This window comes from Nonlabens sp. (assembly GCF_047636915.1).
Taxonomy (GTDB): domain Bacteria; phylum Bacteroidota; class Bacteroidia; order Flavobacteriales; family Flavobacteriaceae; genus Nonlabens.
In genome coordinates this window covers 42,016-63,341 of record NZ_JBLIGN010000006.1, presented here as the reverse complement: position 1 = coordinate 63,341, position 21,326 = coordinate 42,016, and the positions used below count along the sequence as shown (strand labels likewise).

23 protein-coding genes are annotated in these 21,326 nt (G+C 35.4%); 10 read left to right on the top strand and 13 right to left on the bottom strand.

Features of this window, described 5'->3' with window-relative positions:
- Positions 1-186: 186 nt before the first annotated feature.
- The 12 genes from panB to ACJAT0_RS02115 form a co-directional block, all read right to left on the bottom strand.
- Entirely contained in the window at positions 187-1,005 is an 819-nt protein-coding gene (panB, locus tag ACJAT0_RS02170) for a 3-methyl-2-oxobutanoate hydroxymethyltransferase (RefSeq protein ID WP_374002155.1), read from the bottom strand.
- 618 nt (positions 1,006-1,623) lie between these two features.
- Positions 1,624-2,442 carry a prohibitin family protein gene (locus ACJAT0_RS02165; protein ID WP_374002156.1) on the bottom strand — a complete coding sequence of 273 codons (819 nt, stop codon included), beginning with the start codon at positions 2,440-2,442 and terminating at the stop codon, positions 1,624-1,626.
- Positions 2,443-2,454: 12 nt separating this feature from the next.
- Positions 2,455-4,473 (bottom strand): vWA domain-containing protein, encoded by a 2,019-nt coding sequence (locus ACJAT0_RS02160; RefSeq protein WP_415180322.1) that lies wholly within the window; start codon positions 4,471-4,473, stop codon positions 2,455-2,457.
- Positions 4,474-4,488: 15 nt separating this feature from the next.
- Positions 4,489-5,235 carry a 3-oxoacyl-[acyl-carrier-protein] reductase gene (gene fabG, locus ACJAT0_RS02155; protein WP_415180321.1) on the bottom strand — a complete coding sequence of 249 codons (747 nt, stop codon included), beginning with the start codon at positions 5,233-5,235 and terminating at the stop codon, positions 4,489-4,491.
- 73 nt (positions 5,236-5,308) lie between these two features.
- The gene (gene sucD / locus ACJAT0_RS02150; RefSeq protein WP_415180320.1) at positions 5,309-6,181 is read right to left on the bottom strand and encodes a succinate--CoA ligase subunit alpha; all 873 of its coding nucleotides are present in this window, start codon (positions 6,179-6,181) and stop codon (positions 5,309-5,311) included.
- A gap of 29 nt (positions 6,182-6,210) precedes the next feature.
- Complete coding sequence (locus tag ACJAT0_RS02145) at positions 6,211-6,585, bottom strand: nuclear transport factor 2 family protein (RefSeq protein WP_374002160.1); 375 nt, start codon at positions 6,583-6,585, stop codon at positions 6,211-6,213.
- An 83-nt stretch (positions 6,586-6,668) separates the two neighbouring features.
- The gene (locus tag ACJAT0_RS02140) at positions 6,669-7,613 is read right to left on the bottom strand and encodes a UDP-3-O-(3-hydroxymyristoyl)glucosamine N-acyltransferase (protein ID WP_415180319.1); all 945 of its coding nucleotides are present in this window, start codon (positions 7,611-7,613) and stop codon (positions 6,669-6,671) included.
- Positions 7,614-8,180, bottom strand: coding sequence for an elongation factor P (gene efp / locus ACJAT0_RS02135; protein ID WP_374002162.1), 567 nt, complete (start codon positions 8,178-8,180; stop codon positions 7,614-7,616).
- A 3-nt stretch (positions 8,181-8,183) separates the two neighbouring features.
- On the bottom strand, positions 8,184-8,969 hold the full coding sequence (gene lpxA, locus ACJAT0_RS02130) for an acyl-ACP--UDP-N-acetylglucosamine O-acyltransferase (protein WP_374002163.1): 786 nt from the start codon (positions 8,967-8,969) through the stop codon (positions 8,184-8,186).
- On the bottom strand, positions 8,969-10,369 hold the full coding sequence (locus ACJAT0_RS02125; RefSeq protein WP_415180318.1) for a bifunctional UDP-3-O-[3-hydroxymyristoyl] N-acetylglucosamine deacetylase/3-hydroxyacyl-ACP dehydratase: 1,401 nt from the start codon (positions 10,367-10,369) through the stop codon (positions 8,969-8,971). The genes lpxA and ACJAT0_RS02125 overlap by 1 nt, the downstream gene beginning before the upstream one ends.
- Entirely contained in the window at positions 10,370-11,392 is a 1,023-nt protein-coding gene (gene lpxD, locus ACJAT0_RS02120; RefSeq protein ID WP_415180317.1) for a UDP-3-O-(3-hydroxymyristoyl)glucosamine N-acyltransferase, read from the bottom strand.
- A gap of 23 nt (positions 11,393-11,415) precedes the next feature.
- Entirely contained in the window at positions 11,416-12,636 is a 1,221-nt protein-coding gene (locus ACJAT0_RS02115) for an HD domain-containing protein (RefSeq protein WP_415180316.1), read from the bottom strand.
- Positions 12,637-12,668: 32 nt separating this feature from the next.
- Here ACJAT0_RS02115 and ACJAT0_RS02110 point away from each other — a divergent pair, with 32 nt between their 5' ends.
- From ACJAT0_RS02110 to ACJAT0_RS02070, 9 genes are all read left to right on the top strand, one after another.
- A complete protein-coding gene (locus ACJAT0_RS02110) occupies positions 12,669-14,219 on the top strand; it encodes a PglZ domain-containing protein (RefSeq protein ID WP_415180315.1) in 1,551 nt (516 codons plus the stop codon).
- Entirely contained in the window at positions 14,219-14,620 is a 402-nt protein-coding gene (gene tsaE / locus ACJAT0_RS02105) for a tRNA (adenosine(37)-N6)-threonylcarbamoyltransferase complex ATPase subunit type 1 TsaE (RefSeq protein WP_415180314.1), read from the top strand. Before ACJAT0_RS02110 ends, tsaE begins: the two co-directional genes overlap by 1 nt.
- A 154-nt stretch (positions 14,621-14,774) precedes the next feature.
- Positions 14,775-14,936, top strand: coding sequence for a hypothetical protein (locus tag ACJAT0_RS02100; protein ID WP_415180313.1), 162 nt, complete (start codon positions 14,775-14,777; stop codon positions 14,934-14,936).
- Between the two features lie 61 nt (positions 14,937-14,997).
- On the top strand, positions 14,998-15,159 hold the full coding sequence (locus ACJAT0_RS02095; protein ID WP_415180312.1) for a hypothetical protein: 162 nt from the start codon (positions 14,998-15,000) through the stop codon (positions 15,157-15,159).
- A gap of 61 nt (positions 15,160-15,220) precedes the next feature.
- A complete protein-coding gene (locus tag ACJAT0_RS02090) occupies positions 15,221-15,373 on the top strand; it encodes a hypothetical protein (protein ID WP_415180311.1) in 153 nt (50 codons plus the stop codon).
- A 61-nt stretch (positions 15,374-15,434) separates the two neighbouring features.
- Complete coding sequence (locus tag ACJAT0_RS02085) at positions 15,435-15,596, top strand: hypothetical protein (RefSeq protein WP_415180310.1); 162 nt, start codon at positions 15,435-15,437, stop codon at positions 15,594-15,596.
- A 296-nt stretch (positions 15,597-15,892) separates the two neighbouring features.
- Complete coding sequence (locus ACJAT0_RS02080) at positions 15,893-16,384, top strand: hypothetical protein (RefSeq protein ID WP_374002467.1); 492 nt, start codon at positions 15,893-15,895, stop codon at positions 16,382-16,384.
- Positions 16,385-16,420: 36 nt separating this feature from the next.
- Positions 16,421-17,620, top strand: a complete 1,200-nt coding sequence (locus tag ACJAT0_RS02075) for an alanine dehydrogenase (protein ID WP_415180309.1) — start codon at positions 16,421-16,423, stop codon at positions 17,618-17,620.
- A 5-nt stretch (positions 17,621-17,625) separates the two neighbouring features.
- On the top strand, positions 17,626-18,000 hold the full coding sequence (locus tag ACJAT0_RS02070; RefSeq protein ID WP_374002469.1) for a DUF4258 domain-containing protein: 375 nt from the start codon (positions 17,626-17,628) through the stop codon (positions 17,998-18,000).
- A 9-nt stretch (positions 18,001-18,009) separates the two neighbouring features.
- Here the strand turns inward: ACJAT0_RS02070 and ACJAT0_RS02065 are convergent, their stop codons facing one another.
- On the bottom strand, positions 18,010-19,179 hold the full coding sequence (locus tag ACJAT0_RS02065) for a proline dehydrogenase family protein (RefSeq protein ID WP_415180308.1): 1,170 nt from the start codon (positions 19,177-19,179) through the stop codon (positions 18,010-18,012).
- A 138-nt stretch (positions 19,180-19,317) separates the two neighbouring features.
- Here ACJAT0_RS02065 and aroB point away from each other — a divergent pair, with 138 nt between their 5' ends.
- Positions 19,318-20,388, top strand: a complete 1,071-nt coding sequence (gene aroB, locus ACJAT0_RS02060; RefSeq protein ID WP_415180307.1) for a 3-dehydroquinate synthase — start codon at positions 19,318-19,320, stop codon at positions 20,386-20,388.
- The last annotated feature ends 938 nt before the right edge of the window (positions 20,389-21,326 follow it).

Genomic DNA, 21,326 nt, shown 5'->3' with positions numbered 1-21,326 from the left:
TGTTTATTCATCCCTTTTCTCCATAATAGGTTTTTGTCTACTCGTTATTCACTCATGATTTTTGAATAGATATCTGAAAGCTACAACGATCTTAAAATATAAGTAGCCTATTAGCAAGAGGCAATCAATTTTGCAAAGCAAAAGGAAAACATATAGTTTTACATGGTATCCATTTTAGATTTAAGATTAATACTGCTCGTCGTCATTAGGAAAGTCCATTGCTTTTACATCTTTCACATAATTTGCTACGGCATGACCCATATCTTCATAGAGGTTTAAATAGCGACGTAAAAAACGAGGATTAAATTCATGTGTCATACCAAACATATCGTGAGAAACTAAAACCTGTCCATCTACTCCAGCGCCAGCGCCTATTCCTATTACTGGAATGGTAAGTTGGTCAGCTACTTGTTTAGCAAGTGCTGCTGGTACTTTTTCTAATACCAAAGCAAAACAACCCATACGTTCCATAGCTAGGGAATCTTCAATAAGTTTATCGGCTTCCTGCTTTTCTTTTGCTCGTACCGTATAGGTTCCGAATTTGTAAATGGATTGAGGAGTAAGGCCTAAATGTCCCATGACAGGAATTCCTGCATTCAGAATACGTTTAATAGACTCTTTCACCTCGCTTCCACCTTCTAACTTCACACTGTGACCACCACTTTCTTTCATGATACGTATGGCACTGCGCAATGCCTCTTTGGGGTCACTCTGGTAACTACCAAAGGGCAGATCTACAACAATAAGCGCGCGTTCTGTTCCTCTTACCACACTACTCGCATGATAAATCATTTGATCCAGCGTTATCGGTAAAGTCGTTTCATGTCCCGCCATTACATTACTAGCACTATCTCCAACAAGAATAACGTCTATACCAGCACTATCGATAATTTTTGCCATGGTATAATCATAAGCAGTTAACATAGAGATTTTCTCCTTATTCCCTTTCATTTCTGTCAGTGATTTGACAGTGACCCTCTTATATTGCTTCTTTGCGGTAGACATATGACTTATTTTAAGTGAAACAAAAGTACTACTATTACAGCTCAATTAAACTGAAATTATAGGAGACTTCCAATTCCTATTTTTTGTATTCTCGCTTTCGCGAAAGCGAATTCACAACAAACTGTAAAACAATATGCTACTAAATTATAATGAGAACATCCATCTGCAATTCATGCCGTAAAACTTTTTTTAAGAACCTTCATGCTCAAGATACTCTTGATACAGAAAAAGAATCCAACCTCCTTGATAGAAACTCCCTTCTATTTCGGTAGAAAAAACAACGCAAGATAAGCACCTTAAAGGTTAGGTCATTTCCTAAAATGTTTCAAGCATTCCAGATAGCTTTCTTTTTGAAGGGCGATTGATCAAGATCAGCCTTTCTAACAATATTAAAATAGCAATCTGTCCGTTAAGGGACATAGTTACCACCTGTTAAAGATCCCGCTTTGAACTAAGCTTTGATTAAGCCAAGCCTCCTTGGTAGCTTCCTAGTTTTAAACTCTTACAAAATATTGCGCATGATGAGTAGCTACAACCGAACTGACTCTATAAAACATAAAAAATCCCATTTCACAAATGGTGAAATGGGATTTTTAAATCTAATAAAATCAACTCAACTTACTGGTTCCCTAAAATTATAGGCATTCCACCACCTTCACCTCCACCGCCGATGACGATAACTTTGGAGTTAGGAGATTCTGCTAATTTCAATGTTGCTTCTATACCTTTTTCTTTAAGGATCTTCTCCGTAAGTGATGCGCTTAAAATAGTGTTGGCAACTGCCTTACCTTCTGCATCAATTTTTTGTCTCTCAGCCTCTTTAGTCGCTTTTGCAAGACGGAATTCATATTCTAAGGCTTCTTGCTCCTGACGTAATTTACGCTCGATAGCCTCTTTAATTTTAACTGGTAATGTCACGTCTTCCACCAATACACGGTTAACCTGTATGTACTGAGCTGCTAGCTCTATTTGAACCTCTTCGAGGATTTCACTTTGAATTACATCTCTTTTACTGGAATAAAGTTGCTCTGGGGTATAACGTCCTACCACACTTCTAGCGGCAGCACTAATAGCCGGAGCAAGAATAGCAGACTCATAATTACGTCCTTTTTCTTGGTGTAAATACGGTAACTTATCATACTGAGGCTGGTACCATACCGTTGCATCTACTTGTACTTCAAGACCATTAACTGAAAGAACTCGCATCTTGTCAGCTACTGAAAGCTGTCTTACGGGATAAACAATCATGTCATTCCAAGGTGCAATGATGTGAAATCCTTCACCATACGTGTTCTCTCTGTCCACACCATTATCGAGTGTTTTAAATAATACTCCAGCCTGACCAGACTCAATCACAACCGAGCTTTTAAAAATAACAACAACAAGTATTGCAATTCCAATAAGGGTAAATACTGCTGCTTTGGGTAATTTTTCCATAATATTCTTTTTTTAAACTAATCCGTTATATTTTCTTAGAAACCATTCTATTCCTAAGAGTAGCAAGATAACGCCTAACAAGTACTTCCAGTCTATTAAACTGGATTGTTTAACATTTGCTCTTTCTACTGTTTGCAACAATGGGTCACTATTTAATCTGGCAATTAATTGATCCACCTGTCCTTGATACATGACATTTGAGTTTCCTAGTGCCTTTTTCATACCAGCATCACTAGCACTTGCTTGTTGTTTTTCTATATCGTATTCCAATATACTAAATAATCCGGAACGAGATAACTGATCATTTTCCACTTGAACTATAAAAGTGTAATCTCCATTGATTAAACCACTTAAATCCACTTTATAGGAATTACCACTTAGTACAAATGGTCTTGTAATAACTTCCTTGTTCTTTTTATTACTTAAGGTCATATTTAAGATTCCATTATCTTCAAACTCGTAATTTTTATCGAGATACTGTGCATTAATCACAATAGATTTATTTTGATAATAAAAAGTTTCATAGGTTACTTCTAGCCTATTTCGCTTTTTATTGCTGGCAAGATATTGAATCTGGCTGCCTATTAAATCATCAAAGTTTTTAAAATCTTTATTACTTAGGAAGCTTTGTGCTCGCCATCTCCATAGGCCATTAACAAGAGTTACCGCATGTTTAGAATCGCCAGTTTCGTATGTAAACCACAGCGGCTGCCTCGTCGCAATAGTTCCTATTTGCTTATAAAAAAGTACGTTTGCATTGGTGTTAAATATTACAGCACCGAAAGGTACAGAGACTGGCGGATAATCGTCAAAATCTAATTTTTCTAAATTAAAAGTCGCGTAAGAATCATTGAGAATCGGTTGCACTTCATCGTATTCTTCGTCTGTTTCTATCTGGAATGATGAATGTTTTGCGTTGAGATAAACCAGATCAGGATCTGGACCTGTAATGATCCAAGTATTTTTATTAAGTTGCTCTTTTTGCGTGTACGCTTTCTCAAACGCAGCACTTACTCCAAACATAATCACCAGATTGTAATCATTGAGATCATAAAAATCAGAAGTGTTTTTAAAAGTAACCTTACGCTGTTGATTGGATTCAATAGCTTTCTTAAGTGTTCCTATGTCTGGATGCAGCTGATCGCTAAGAATCAATATATTAGTTTGCTGGTCTATTACTTCTACAGCAAAACTGCTGTGATTATTTTTTGTATTTTTTTCTTCTGATAGTGGTTCTATAGTAGCTGTCATAGCCTGTGTTCCCACAGACGTACTGGTTAGATTAAAACTCGCTACAGCCGAGCTTTTATTTGCATCGAATGAGAATGTCTGTTGATATAAGGTGTTTTTTCCTTGAGTAACTTTAAAGCTACGTGTTGTATTTTCGGTTCCTTGATGTGATATGAACACCTCAACTGGAAATTCATTGTTGAGATAGGAATAACGATTCACGTTTATGTTGGTAATCTGCAAATCCGGATATTGAGTAGTGTCCCCGTAAATGAGTGCGTACAAGCTTGTTTTATCATCGCGCTCAGAATAGGCATAACTATTACCCGCAGTTTGATTTCCATCCGTAAGAAGGACCACTGCTTTATTTCTATTTTTAAAAAGCTCTTGAGGCTCTAGAATAGCTTTTCCTAGGTCCGTTTCTGTTTTGTTAAAATGTAAGGAATCTAAGAGTTCAACGCGATCAGAAAACTGAAAGGTTTGTATCTCAAATTTAGAAATCAGCTCATCGTTTTCTAGCAAATATTTTAAATCTTTTTGTACAGAACTGGATGCTTCTAAGTAGTCAATAGACTTTGAATCATCGACCATTATTACTAGTTGTGGCAGTACCGACTCATAGGTTTTTGAATTAAATCTAGGGGCAATGAATAAGGATAAAATACAAAAAACCGTAAGAAAACGCAACAACGCAAACCACGGTTTCTTTTTGGTGTTTATTGATGCACCTATATAACTGTATTGAAAAAGAGCTATTAACGCAGCTACAACTGCAGCAATAATCATCAAAAATACCGTCATCAAATTTATATTTTACTAAGTTAGCATTCCACCATCAACATGTAGTGTCTGTCCTGTAATATAAGTGGATAAGTCGCTAGCCAGAAAAACACAGGCATTAGCAACATCTTCAGTTGTACCTCCGCGTTTTAATGGAATCGCATCCCTCCAACTTTGAACTGTTGCTTCCTTGAGTGAACTGGTCATTTCTGTTTCAATAAATCCAGGAGCAATAGAGTTACATCTTATGTTGCGAGAACCCAATTCCAACGCAACAGATTTACTAAATCCAATAATTCCAGCTTTACTAGCAGCATAATTAGTCTGTCCAGCATTTCCTTTAACACCTACGATACTGCTCATGTTAATGATACTTCCATAGCGCTGTTTAAGCATGGTACGTTGAACAGCCTTGGTCATGTTAAAAACAGACTTTAAGTTAACTCGAATTACGTTATCAAAATCCTCCTCACTAATTCTCATCAACAAATTATCCTTCGTGATACCAGCATTATTAATCAATACGTCTATACTGTCAAAATCCTTGGTAACAGCATCGATTAGTGTTTGTGATTCTTTAAAGTCGGCTGCATTGCTTTTGTATGCTTTTGCTTTTACGCCTAAAGCCGCAAGCTCTTTTTCTAATTCTAAAGCTGGACCTTCAGAACTGGCATATGTAAAGGCAATATTTGCTCCGTTTTTTGCAAAAACTTGGGCTATACCTTTTCCTATTCCTCTACTGCCGCCAGTAATAATTACATTTTTACCTTCTAATAATTTCATAAGTAGTTCATTTTTATAAAATAGCCAGAATACAAATCATTCCTTAACGAGTTCTATTCTGGCCTAAGAAAATTTATCCTAAAACTTCGGCAACTTTTTTACCAATTTCGGCTGGAGAATCTACTACATGGATTCCACATTCTTTCAAAATTGCTTTTTTAGCTTGAGCTGTATCTTCGGCTCCACCTACAATTGCGCCTGCATGACCCATTGTACGACCTGCAGGAGCCGTTTCACCAGCGATAAAACCTATAACAGGTTTTTTATTACCAGTAGCTTTGATCCACTTTGCAGCATCAGCCTCTAATTGACCGCCTATTTCACCTATCATAACGATAGCTTCTGTTTCTGGATCGTTCATGAAAAGCTCAACAGCTTCTTTGGTAGTGGTGCCAATTATTGGATCACCACCTATACCTATTGCTGTGGAGATACCGTAACCTTGTTTAACTACTTGGTCAGAGGCTTCATAGGTAAGCGTACCTGATTTAGAAACAATACCTACCTTTCCCTTTTTAAATACAAAACCTGGCATGATACCTACTTTTGCTTCGCCAGGAGTAATCACCCCTGGACAGTTAGGACCTATTAAGCGACAATCTTTACCTTTTATATAATCTGCTACCTTCACCATATCGGCAACTGGAATTCCTTCAGTAATCGTTATAATTACTTTAATACCTCCGTCAGCAGCCTCTTTTATGGCATCTGCAGCAAAAGCAGGAGGTACAAAAATGATGGTTACATCAGCTCCCGCTTTTTCTACCGCTTCCTTTACCGTATTAAACACTGGTTTTCCTAGATGTTCTTGTCCGCCTTTACCAGGTGTTACACCACCTACTACGTTGGTACCGTAATCGATCATTTGACCTGCATGGAAGGTACCTTCACTACCGGTGAAACCTTGTACTATTATTTTAGAATCTTTGTTTACTAAAACGCTCATTGTTTATAATTTATATGGAATATTGCTAATTAATCTTGTGATAAGTGGCTGGATTGGTACACCTCGATAATTTGATTGTTTTCTAATTTAAAAATCGAAATAAAATCTCCTACCGGAATTTCTTCTCTTGGATTTTCATTTGTTCTCACGTAAACCGTAAATCTTGCCACCACCTCTTTCTTATCACCTATAAGATGAGTTACTTCCGACCTCATACTTTCATAAGAAGATGCAGTAGACTGGCACAATCTGTAATAATCATCGTAATTAAATTCTCTGTAACCAGAACTTGCATGCCAATGCATCCTAAGATCCTTATGTATGTAGTTATCAAACTCTTCTAAGTTGACAAACACATCAGAATCTAAAAAACCTTTTACTATTTTCTTTGCTGCAGCAGACATTTATAAGCTAATTAATTAAGGCGCTAAACTAGGTAAGAATCAATCGTTAACCAAAAATAATAATCTATCTTTTAATTAAAATATCAACTGCTTTTTTCTAACTTTTTAAGTAGGTCTAATATTTCTGGAATTTTCTTTATAGATGCTATTTCCTTGTATTTACTTCTAAACTTATCAGCTGGAACACCAAAATAATGATTATTTCCCTCCAAAGATTTACTGACTCCTGATTTTGCAGAAATAACAGCCTTCTTTCCTATAGTAATCCCGCTAGTAATACCTACTTGCCCCCAGATAGTAACTTCATCCTCTACTACAACGCAGCCAGCGATGCCAGTCTGACTTGCAATCAACACGTGCTTGCCTAGAACAGTATCGTGACCTATCTGAACCTGATTGTCAATTTTAGAACCATAACCAATAGTGGTATCTCCAGTTACCCCTCTATCTACGGTGCAGTTTGCGCCTAATTCCACATGATCTTCGATGACTACGCGACCATTACTTAGTAGTTTATCGTATCCTTCAGGCCTGCGTTTGTAATAAAATGCATCTCCACCGAGAACAGTACCTGAATGAATAATCACGTTATTTCCAATCACACTGCGATCGCCTATACTCACATTAGCATGAATGATCGTGTTACTCCCTATTTCTACGTTTCTCCCGATTACGGCACTGGGATGAATATGTGAATTTTCTCCTATTAGGTTGGTAACTTCCGCTTTCGCGAAAGCGGAAAAAGGAAAAAAATATTGAGTAAGTTTATTAAAATCCCTAAAAGGATCGTCTGAAATAAGTAATGCTTTACCTTCTGGACAGTCTACCTGCTTATTAATTAGCACAATGGTAGCAGCACTTTGCAACGCCTTATCATAATACTTAGGATGATCTACAAATACGATGTCACCTGGGGTTACCACATGAATCTCATTCATTCCTAAAACGGGAAACGAAGCATCACCTGTATAATTACAGTTTATAATAGCAGCAATTTCAGAAAGTAGATATGTTTTAGAAAACTTCAATTATTGCTTCATTCTTTCGTGATAATTCCCTTTCTCGGTATCAATTCTTATAATATCACCTTCATTAATAAAAAGAGGTACCATAACTTCAGCACCCGTTTCTACCGTTGCAGGTTTTGATGAGTTTGTAGCTGTATTTCCCTTCATTCCTGGCTCTGTAGCTGTTACTTCAAGCACTACATATTGCGGCATGTCTACGGATAATGGAGAATCATCTTCTGTATTGATCTGAATTTTTACCACCTCACCTTCTTTCAATAATCCCGGCGCATCGAGTACCGATTCTTGCAGACGTATTTGTTCATAATTATCAGTATTCATAAAATGGTACCCTTCTTGATCTTGATACAGGAATTGAAAAGATTGTGTTTCTACTCGTACTTCTTCAATTTTATGTCCTGCAGAAAAGGTATTGTCAATCACCTTACCTGAAGTAATTGATTTTAATTTAGTTCTCACAAATGCGGGTCCTTTACCTGGTTTTACGTGAAGAAACTCAATGATCTTAAAAATATCGTGATTATAATGAATACATAATCCTTTTCTAATGTCGCTCGTACTTGCCATATCTTATTGTTTGCTGACGTATCCTCTCATGATACCTCGCTTAGTGTTTTTAATAAATTCTAATATTTCATCGCGTTCCGGAGTTGCGCTCATTTCTGCTTCAATGATCTCAACACCTTGAGAAACGTTATAATTTTTTTGATAAAGAATGCGGTAGATGTCTTGGATCTCTCTGATCTTTTCTAACCCAAATCCTCTTCTACGCAAACCTACTGAATTGATACCTACATAACTTAATGGTTCTCTTCCTGCCTTTACAAATGGGGGAACATCCTTGCGGACTAAGGATCCTCCAGACACAAAAGCATGGCTTCCTATTTGACAAAACTGCTGCACCGCAGCCATTCCTGCCAATACCACATAATCTCCTACCGTAATATGACCTGCTAATGTACTGTTATTAGAAAATATACAATTATCGCCTACAATACAATCGTGCGCAATATGACAATAAGCCATGATCCAGCAGTTTTTACCTATAACCGTTTTCATTCTATCAGAGGTGCCTCGATTAATCGTCACGCATTCTCTTATAGTCGTATTATCTCCTATGATAGTTACGGTATCTTCATCTTCAAATTTTTTATCTTGTGGAATAGCACTGATAACTGCACCAGGAAAAATACTTACATTTTTACCTATGCGTGCACCTTCCATAATGGTTACGTTTGACCCTATCCAAGTTCCTTCCTCTATGATCACATCGTTATGGATAGTTGTAAAAGGTTCTATAACTACATTTTTTGCAACTTTTGCTCCTGGATGTACGTATGCTAGTGGTTGATTCATTATTTAACTTTTGAGATTTGTGCCATCAACTCAGCTTCGGCACAGAGAATACCATTCGAATAAGCATAAGCTTGCATGTGACAAATACCTCTTCTTATAGGAGAAATAAGATCACATCTAAATATAAGCGTATCTCCAGGAGATACTTTTCTTTTGAACTTAACATTATCCATTTTCATAAAAAATGTCAAGTAATTTTCTGGATCTGGAACGGTACTTAATACTAATATGCCCCCCGTTTGTGCCATTGCCTCTACGATTAGAACCCCCGGCATAACCGGTTGCCCTGGAAAATGACCTAAGAAGAACGGTTCATTCATAGTAACGTTCTTTAAACCAATAACATGAGTTTCTGAAAGCTCAAAAATCTTGTCGATCAATAGAAATGGTGGCCTATGAGGAAGAACTTCCATGATTTGCATCACATCCATAAGTGGAACCTGACGTATATCTACTTGCGGCACATTGTCCTTAATGTCTTTCTTAATGATCTTGTGCATTTTCTTTGCAAACTGAGTATTTACAAAATGACCAGGCTTGGTAGCGATCACTTTACCTCTAATTCTGTAACCTATAAGTGCTAGATCACCTATCACATCTAACAATTTGTGCCGAGCGGCCTCGTTAGGATGATGAAGCTCTAAATTATCTAGAATACCGTTTGGTCTAATGGTTATGTTATCCTTTTTAAAGGCCTTCTTAAGACTTTCTGTAGTTTTCTCAGAAAGCTCTTTGTCTACGTAGACGATAGCATTATTAAGATCTCCACCTTTAATCAATCCATGTTCTAAAAGCATTTCAATCTCATGGAGAAAACTGAACGTTCTAGAGCTTGAAATTTCATCCTTAAAATCGCCTATTGCATCGAGCGTAGCATTTTGAGTTCCTAGAACTTTAGTCCCAAAATCTACCATTGTCGTTATTTGATAAGAATCTGCGGGCATCATGATAATCTCACTACCAGTGTTCTCGTCTTTATAGGAAATAATCTCTTTTACAACATATTCTTCTCTGAATTGCTCCTGTTCCACTTTACCTGCTTTTTCTAGGGCTTCGACAAAGAATTTTGAAGAGCCATCCATGATAGGTGGTTCACTACTATCTATTTCTATCAGACAATTGTCAATTTCTAAACCTACTAAGGCTGCGAGAACATGTTCACAAGTATTGATCTGAACGCCCCTTTTATCTAAGGTTGTACCTCTTTTAGTATCTGTAACATAATTAGCAGACGCTTCGATTATCGGACTTCCTTCCAAATCAACACGTTGAAAAGCATATCCATGATTTTCTGGTGCTGCTTTAAAGACTAAGGTAACTTGCTTACCAGTATGCAATCCTACCCCAGACAAGGTTACCTCATTTTTAATGGTTGTTTGCTTAAATTGTGTAACCGTCATTTATACTTTATTTATTTTTTCAAGATCTGAAATTCTTGATTCGATTTTTTTAAAATTTTTAAATAACACATAGCTTCTATTCCAGTCAGCAAAATCAAATGCAGGAGACCCTTGAACAATAGAGCCACTCTTTATTTTTTTCCCTACTCCGCTTTGTGCTTGAATACCTACATTATCCTCTATCTCAATGTGTCCAGCAATCCCTACCTGTCCACCTATTCTACAATTTTTACCGATTTTTGCTGATCCAGCTATACCTGTTTGAGCCGCTATAACGGTGTTTTCACCTATTTCAACATTATGCGCCACTTGAATTTGATTATCCAGTTTGACCCCTGATCTTATAATTGTACTTCCCAAAGTGGCCTTGTCTATTGTCGTTAAGGCTCCTATATTTACGTAATCCTCAATAACAACATTTCCTGTTTGAGGTATCTTGGTGTACGTCCCGTCTTTATTGGGAGCAAATCCAAAACCATCTGCCCCTATAACCGTACCAGAATTGATCACCACATGATTACCAATAACTGTTTCTGACATGATATGAACTCCAGAGTGTATGATAGAATCATCTCCAATACTGACATGATCTCCAATATTAACATTAGAAAATATCTTTACATTGTGCCCTATTTTCACATGCTCCCCGATATAGCTAAAAGCCGCAAGGAAAAAGGAATCTCCATAACTAGTTGTTTCATGAATAAAACTAGGCTGTTCTATCCCTTGTTTTTTCATTTTGTCGATTTGATAAAATTCTAACAACTTTGTAAACGCAAGATAAGCATCTTCCACTCTTATTAAAGAACAAAGAATAGGTTGCTCCACTACAAAATCATTATCAACAATGACAGCGCTTGCTTCCGTGGTATACAGGTAAGACGAATATTTGGTATTTGATAGAAAGCTTAAACTTCCTGACACACCTTCTTCAATTTTTGACAATTTACTAACTTCAACATTTGAGTCTCCTTCAATTGTTCCTTCTAGGATTTCGGCAATTTGTTTGATCGTAAAATTCATTGGAGCAAAAGTACTAATTAATATCAATCTTGGAGCTTTGGATAACAACAGTAATATTTTCGGACTTCATTAAGCAGTGCTTTGAAGCTATCTTCTTTTCCAGCCTTAATAAGTTCTACTAACTTTCCATTCTTATTCAGCATTTTAATTGGCTGTATTTTTGTGTAAGCAGTATTATGAACCACTCCTGAAAATACAAAATAAGAGGCTTCCTTCGAGGTCAAATTATGATTGGATATAAAGCGCTGCAAATGCTTATCCACCTTTTCTTGAGGGATGGGTTTATCTGAGAGCTTTATTTTTAACAACTGACGATTCAAAATCATTTTACATAATTCACTTAACACGATATCCTTGTGTTCACTTCCCCATTTTAAAGTCATGATGATATCGGAATCATCTAATAAAGCAAATCTTTCTAAATCCTTAGAACTAAAATCAGGTTGTTTATTTTTAATGAAGTAACCTAAATTTTTAGGTAATTCAACAAAAATATCTTTTTCAATAAGTTCCTTAATGCGTTTTATAACAGACTGTAAGAGATGCTCTGCACCTATTCCTGTCTTATGCAAATAGACTTGCCAATACATTAATCTGCGTCCGGAGAGAAAGTTTTCTACGCTATACAGTCCTTTTTCCTCAACAACTAATTGATCATCCACCACGTTAAGCATAGTGATTAAACGCTGACTGTTTATATTTCCTTCTGCAACGCCGGTATAGAAACTATCTCTTTTTAGATAATCGAGTCGATCCATATCTAGCTGGCTAGAAATCAATTCTAACATAAAAGGGCGGTGGTATTCCCCTCTAAAAATCTGAATAGCCAACGTTAAACTACCGTTAAATTGAGTGTTTAAATGATTCATAAAATGAAGTGATAATTGCTCATGAGTCACTTTCTTAATGATCTGATACTCCAGAGCATGAGAAAACGGACCATGCCCTATATCGTGCAATAATATAGCTTTATACAAAGCATCTTCTTCTAAATCTGTTATCTCAACAGACTTAGAACGAAGTACTTGAACTGCTTTTTGCATCAAGTGTAAGCATCCTAACGCATGGTGAAACCTAGTGTGATGAGCTCCTGGATAAACCAGATAACTCAAACCCATCTGAGTAATTCTACGCAAACGTTGAAAGTAAGGATGTTCTACAATTTTAAAGATCTCTTCAGAAGGAATCGAAATAAAACCGTAGATAGGATCGTTTAATATTTTATGTTTGTTCTGTTGTTTCAATGGAACAGCTATTTTAACACAAATATACTGATATGGCTAAGATTAAAATACTATGGGTAGATGATGAAGTGGATTTATTAAAGCCTCACATCATATTCCTAGAGAATAAAGGTTATTCTATTGATACGAGAATATCTGGCAGCGAAGCGCTAGAGGCAATAGAAGAAACGAGGTATGATCTTATTTTTCTAGATGAAAACATGCCTGGACTTACTGGTCTTGAGACTTTACATGAAATAAAAGAAAAACAAGCACAGCTTCCCGTCATCATGATAACCAAAAGTGAAGAGGAGTATATCATGGAAGAAGCTATAGGTTCTAAAATCGCTGATTATCTAATAAAACCAGTAAACCCTCATCAAATTCTCCTTGCTGTAAAGAAAACTTTGGATCATTCCAAACTGGTCAATGCAAAGACGACAAGTGATTATCAAAGAGAATTCCGCAAGATAGCAATGGATATGTCCATGATTAATACGTTTGAAGAATGGGTGCAACTTTACCAGAAACTCATTTATTGGGAAATAGAACTAGAAGATGTAGATGACTCTGGGATGTTTGATATACTCGTGGCTCAAAAATACGAGGCCAATCAACAATTCTGCAAATTTATAGAAATAAATTATCCAGATTGGTTTGACGGGCATGAGAATAATCCAACCTTAAGTCATGACCTTTTTAAAAAGCGAATTGCTCCACATCTTAATAAGGCAGAACCCGTTTTATTAATTGTAGTGGATAACTTAAGGTATGATCAATTTAGAGTATTTGAAAACCTAATTAACAATCATTATAAGAAGGTTGAGGAAGAAACGTATTGTTCTATTTTACCTACAGCTACACAATATGCTAGAAATGCAATTTTTTCAGGATTGATGCCAGAAGACATGAAAAAACGTCATCCTGATTTGTGGTTAGATGATACTGATGATGGCGGAAAAAACATGCATGAAAATGCTTTTTTAACGGCTCAACTAAAAAGACTAGGTCTAAACATAAAGCATCAGTATCATAAAATAACAAACGAAAATAACGGGCGCAAACTAGCTGATAATTTTAAATCTCAAAAGGATAATGATTTGACAGTGGTTGTTTATAATTTTGTGGACATGCTTTCTCATTCTAAAACAGAAATGGAGGTCATCAAAGAATTAGCTAGTAATGATAAGAGTTATCGATCGCTAACTTTAAGCTGGTTCAAAAACTCTCCTTTATTTGATATCATACAAAGAGGACAAGAATTAGGTTTCAAATTAATACTTACCACAGATCATGGAACTATAAATGTTACTATGCCCAGTAAGGTTATAGGTGACAGGAACACCAGTTCTAATTTAAGATACAAAACAGGTCGCAGCCTATCCTATGAAAATAAAGATGTTCTTGCAGCATCAGATCCTAGCACTATCAAATTACCTAAAATAAACATGAGTAGTAGTTTTATTTTTGCGAAAGGAGATTTGTTTTTTGCGTACCCTAACAATTACAACCACTACGTAAGTTACTATAGGAATACCTATCAACATGGTGGTGTTTCTTTAGAAGAGATGTTGATACCTTTTGCAATATTTGAACCCAGATAATGGAAATCATATACACCTTGAATGAGATAGATCATATAGCCCAGTTAATATTAGATAAAACTAAATCAAAAGTGTTGTTATTTAAAGCATTAATGGGCTCTGGTAAAACAACTTTAATAAAGTCAATATGCTGGAAATTAGGTGTGAAAGGAGAAATCACCTCGCCTACTTTTAGTATTGTTAACGAATATAAAGGTAATTTAAACGATGTTTTTCACTTTGACCTTTATAGAGTAGGTACTAAAGATAATTTACATGACATTGGTTTTGAAGATTATCTAGATAAAGACGCATATTGCCTTATTGAGTGGCCAGAGCTATCAATCCCTTTTCTAACTGATTATCAATTAGTAGAAATTAAAATAGTGGATATTCAAACAAGAAAATTAATCTTACATTAATAATGATAAAAGTAACTTTTGTTAAATTAATAATGACCTTTAAATTTTTTAGTCTTACTTTTTTGTTGTATGTCGAAAACTTAATGTAAAATATTTTTAGTGATATAAAGGTCTCTACATTGCAGATTCATTAACCAATTTAATATCTGCAATTATGAATAATAAGTCCCTTAAAGCACTTGCCCTGGTAGCTCTTTTTAGCGTTTCTATCGCTGGAGCAGCCGTACAGTTTCAACCACAAGAAACGAAGGAAGTTAAATCAACTAAAATTGATAAAGCATTGCTCGCTAAATTTCAGCCACCAAAATACGGGTAGTCATTTGTTTGAAGTTTATTTCTTATCAACTCTTTTTCTTAACTAATTTAAATATATTATTATGAATAATAAATCTCTAAAGGCACTTACCCTTGTAGCTCTTTTTAGCGTTTCTATCGCTGGAGCAGCCGTACAGTTTCAACCAAAAGAAACGAAGGAAGTTAAATCAACTAAAATTGATAAAGCATTGCTCGCTAAATTTCAGCCACCAAAATACGGGTAGTCATTCGCTTGAAGTTTATTTTTTATCAATTCTTTATCTTAACTAATTTAAATATACTATTATGAATAATAAATCTCTAAAGGCACTTGCCCTTGTAGCTCTTTTTAGCGTTTCTATCGCTGGAGCAGCTGTACAGTTTCAACCAGAAGAAGTTAAATCAACTAAAATTGATAAAGCATTGCTCGCTAAATTTCAGCCACCAAAATACGGGTAATCGTTCGCTTGAAATTCATTTTTTATCAACTCCTTTTCTGAACTAATTTAAATAAATTATTATGAATAATAAATCCCTAAAGGCACTTGCCCTTGTAGCTCTTTTTAGCGTTTCTATCACTGGAGCAGCTGTACAATTTCAACCAGAAGAAACGAAGGAAGTTAAATCAACTAAAATTGATAAAAAATTGCTCGCTAAATTTCAGCCACCAAAATACGGGTAGTCATTCGTTTAAATTATACTGAGGAAATGGTATTATTCATATTTTGCTGTAAAGTTTGCATCTATGAACAGCAAACAAATTAAAACATTGGTATACTCAATAATTTTAGGCTTATGAAACTCTAAAACAGCTAATAACCGCAGCAAATAAAGGAAATCTTAAAAATCCTAAATTCATAAAGTCGATAAAAATTTACTTGCCAAATACAAGTCTCCTTTAACTGGTTATGATTTTATTTGGTTTATAGATAAAAAGCTCACTACATTTACTTGCAGTGAGCTTTGATATTTTACAAAATGAATAATAAAAGAACTAAAAAGAAAGGTAAAAGGACCATAGTCATAGGGAGTATTATTGCCGTAATAATGGCTATTTTACCTTATGGCTTTTACTTTTATGAAGCAATACCAGAATGGTTATGGGATACCTCCTTATTTGACTCCTTATCAAAATCTTTTAATGATAATCACATGATGGCATCTTGGATTCTCTTCCAAAAAATTGTTCCTTTGGTCCTCTTACTAATTTGGTTTTTTACGTGCAAACACTGGTGGTATCATACTATAATTATACCTATTAGTTTATATGCTTTTCAGCTTTATAACCTTTTTGATTTTACATCAGCTTACATTGATTCTGGTGAACTCTACTTTATTGTACCTGTAGTTATCATATCCTTATCTTTATCCTATCTTGCTAGAATAAAAATATTTGACAAGATTCATGGCATTGACATAAGTGAAATCGAGGATACTATTAAAAAACCCAGTGATCGCTGGTTCAAATAATTATTTAAATTTAGCATCAAAGCATAATGTAATTGCATGTCTTCTATAACTACACCATTTACCAAAGACCAATTAATTCCTCAAGAAGAGCGTCTTGAGATACAACCTACTAAGCAAGAATTGCTCATAGGAATTCCGAAAGAAACACAACATCAAGAAAAGCGTATTTGCCTTACTCCTGATGCCGTTGCGGCTGTTTGTGCTTATGGTCATCGTATTATTATCGAAAAAGGGGCTGGACTGGCTAGTAATTTTACAGATCAAGAGTACAGCAAAGCTGGTGCAGAAATAAGTGCCGATACTGTAAAGGTTTTTTCATGCCCAACTGTTCTTAAAGTAGCGCCGCCTTCACTTGAAGAAATAAAGATGATAAAATCACAAACTGTACTGATATCTGCTTTACAATTAAAAACTCGAGATCAAAATTACTTTAACAGCCTGGCTGAGAAAAAAATCACAGCATTGGCATACGAGTTCATTACTGATGATGAAGGAAACTTTACTGCAGTAAACGCATTAAGTGAAATATCAGGTGTAGCTTCCATTTTAATCGCTGCAGAACTTTTGTCCAATGAAGAAAATAGCACAGGTCATCTGTTTGGTAATATAACGGGAGTTCCACCGGTAGAAGTACTTATTTTAGGGGCAGGTGTAGTGGGTGAGTTTGCCGCAAGGACTGCTTTAGGCTTAGGGGCTAGTGTTAAAATATTTGACAATTCTATATCTAGACTACGTAACATACAAAACAATGTTAGTCAGCAATTATATACGTCAACGATACAACCTAAATACCTTTCTAAAGCGTTGCGGCGTTGTGATGTAGCCATTGGTGCACTGACTGGAGAAAGTAGGACACCAGTCGTAGTTTCTCAAACTATGGTAGAAAACATGAAAAACGGATCTGTTATTATAGATGTTAGTATTGATATGGGTGGTTGTTTTGAAACCAGTGAAGTCACCAGTCACGATCATCCCACTTACAGCAAACTCGGAGTGACACATTATTGCGTACCTAATATTCCTTCCCGTTATTCTAAAACTGCCAGTGTAGCCTTAAGTAATATTTTTACACCCTACATATTAAATATAGCAAATGATGGCGGCATTGAACATGCCATACGCATGGATAAGGGTCTAAAGTGCGGGATTTATCTTTATCACGGCATAGTAACTAATAAATCAGTAGGGGAATGGTATAACTTGCCTTATAGCGACGTAAATTTGCTGATCTTCTAAAAAATATGAAATTTATAAAACGATTAGGTTTTTATGGCGGTGGCTTTGCTATAGGTAGTGTTTTTTTAGTGTTCTTTCTCACAGGAAAGAGAACGCAGTGCACGTGGATGCCAGAAGACCGGGTGATTAGTGATATTGGTAAAAAGAATTACGTAAGATTTTCACCAGAGGTGCGCACTATGCTGCAAAAACGCGAAATCGACACACTGGATATTCAACTTATTCTTAAATATGGTGCCGTTGATTTCTCAAAATCAAACACCGATACTATTCCTTGTAACTTTTATCATATTTCTGGAAGAAAAGAGCTTTCAAAAACCTCTTTATGGGTAAGGAACTGTGATCGCTTTACCAGAGTAGAGAAAGTTCTAAGCCAGTAAAATTCTATCTCAAATCCCTCTTCTTTTCATCTCTTGTTCAATTAAGGTAAGTTCTCTTCCTGTCTGACCTGCCACAGATGTATTTTCCTGTGCTCTTCTTATTAAATAAGGCATTACTTCTTCTATAGGACCAAAAGGAAGCACCTTAAACGTGTTAAAACCTAGGGCTGCAAGGTTGAATGTTAGGTTATCACTCATACCATACAACTGCCCAAACCAAACATCATTCGTATTGGGCTCTACCTCTTTCTCATTTAAAAATTTCATCGCTTCTAAAGTACTTGCCTCATTATGAGTACCCAAGCAAAGTTTTATCACATCTAATCTGTCTAAAATATAACGCATAACATGGTTGTACATTTCGTCAGTGGCAACTTTATCTTTACATATTGGACTAGAATAATTATATGCTCTAGCGCGTTCCCGCTCTTTTTCCATATAAGCACCTCTTACAATCTTTGCTCCTATTAAAAAACCATTAACTTTTGCAACTTCATAAAGATCCATAATGTAATCAAGCCTGTCATGGCGGTAACATTGTACGGTATTATAAATATAAGCCCTCCCATGATTATACTTTTGCATCATTTCACCTACCAATTGATCTGCGGCATCTTGCATCCAGGACTCTTCTCCATCAAAAAGTAAGGCTATATCATTATCGACAGCTGTTTTACAAAGAAGATCTATCCTATTGTAAATACGTTCCCATTCTAGTTGTTCAACAACTGTGAGTGTTTTTTGCTCACTCATTTTTTGCCAAATATAAAACCTCCCTATTGCCGTTGGTTTTACCACCTCAAAAGGAAGTGCATTATTCTCGCTCGCCATATGAATAAGGGTTAACTTTTTCCCTACTACAGCATCAAAGTCGGCTTCATTTTCTTTTCCCTCTACAGAATAATCAAGAATTGAACTCACCCCTTTTTCAAACATTTTCCCCACTAAGGGCATGCACTCTTCGTCAGTCGTGCCACCACAAAATTGCTGAAAAATAGTACTGTTAATAAGACCTTTTACAGGTAAACGCCATTTTAAAGCAAGCATTGTTGCTTTTGAACCTACATCAACAAGCCAAGGCTTTGACATTGCGCTGAATATAAAATGCGCCTTTTTGAGATCCTTATCAGACCTTAAAGAAAAAGCGTTAGAAGTATTATTAAATGGGTTTTCTTTCATGAGTCAAATATAATTACGAATTGCTTTTAGTTACTCATATAGACGCTAATTTTGATCATTCATAACATTTATAGATTATTTTTGTAATCATGTTTTCGCGAAAGCGGAATTTATTTATTGCTCTCAACACTACTTATAATGAAGTCCATTACAAATTCATCCTACAGCATACATTTTCAATCCAATGCATATCGAGAACTTAATACGTTTATAGCAACACATGAACCTAGCTGTATATTCATTCTAGTGGACGAAAACACTATGGAACATTGTTATCCAGTATTGATGCCTCAAATAGTAACCACATCACGCATAGAAATTATAGAAATAGACGCCGGTGAAGAGTTTAAAAATATAGAAACATGCACTGGTGTGTGGAGCGCATTAATAGAATTAGGTTGTGACCGCAAGAGTCTAATTATCAATTTAGGTGGCGGCGTGGTTACAGATTTAGGTGGTTTTATAGCGTCTACCATTAAAAGAGGTATTTCTTTTGTGCACATTCCTACCACAGTGTTGGGAATGGTAGACGCAGCCATAGGTGGAAAGAATGGTGTTGACATAGGACATTTGAAAAATCAAATAGGTGTTATTGTGCCACCAGAGATGACTTTAATAGATACTACATACCTGTATACACTCGATAAAAGACAGCTTTTAAATGGCTCCATAGAGATGTTTAAACATGGTCTTATTGCAGATCGGAATTACTGGAATCAAATGATTAAAATTGGTGATCATTATCTTTCTGAAGAATTTGAAAATCTTATATATCAAAGTGCCGTTATCAAAAATAAAGTGGTCAACACTGATCCTTATGAACAAGGACCACGCAAAGCACTTAATTATGGTCATACCATAGGTCATGCTATTGAATCTTTCTGTTTATCTACTACTGATCAAGACTCTTTATTGCATGGTGAAGCGATTGCTGCTGGACTTTATTTAGAATCTTATTTAAGTCATTTACATACCGGTCTCAGTAAAAATGATTTTCAAGAAATTAAAAAATGGTACCGAAATTTAAATAGAAAACTATCCTTTTCTGATTCAGACATCAAAAAAATGCTGGGGTTAATGACCCATGATAAGAAGAATGTTAATGGTGAAATAAGGTTTGTGCTGCTCAGTTCTATAGGCAGGTTTAAAACAGATCAAACGGTTCCAGAATTAGATGTAATTCATAGTTTTGAACTTTTAAAAAGTTAACAACGACTTATTCTAATAAATTTGTATCACAGAATGTTTTTAACATTATCGAAATGACGCGGTAATAAATCATATAAAAGTGAACTATAAAAAACGTATCCTTGAGTTACTAGCGATAACGAGGATACCAAAATATCACGAAAATTATATAAATAATGACTGATCACTCAAAAGTTCAAGTACCTTAAAAAATTGATAGTATAAAAGTTTTCAAAGAACATACTAATTAGCTTGTGAGAATTTCTAAAAAGCTACCTATATAAATGCGCTTTTTTGATGAATAGAATGAATTTATGATAGAAATGAAAATTCCAAAAGCACGGTCAGAATTTATTTTAGATGCTGTAAGAAGTAAAGAATAAAGAAGGATACCATCATATTTATTTTTCTGCTTTGGCCTTTCCATTATCAATAATAGCTCTCAATTTTAAAGGTGAAACCAATTTTTAATCCTTTTTGGAACTTATCACGATAACGTGTTAAATTTAATGATGAACCATATAATGTTGCCATTTGTATCTCTAATTTCAAATATTTTGGGTCCATTTGAACAACCACTAGGATTGCATCTTTCTTAGGAAATTAACTTCATAAAATTCTTTAAAAACTCGTCAACATATACTTTTAAGGAAAAACTTAAAAAAATATAACATAGAATGGTAGTAACATAATTATCGCTCACTGGTTTTTTGATTGCTTTCTCCATACTTAATTGGAATAAGAAGCGTAAACTGAATAACACAAGACAAAGGATTTATTCCATCATACAAACTAATTTACTGTCTGGTATGGAAACTATTGATATCGTATTTGTTGATGGTCCATTCGGTAAATAGTATTTGCAAACTTGTCATCAAGAAGGATACTGCTTAAAATGTGATCAATGCATCTATATTCTTAATGTTTCAAGACATAATATTTAATCCGTTGTTATTGAA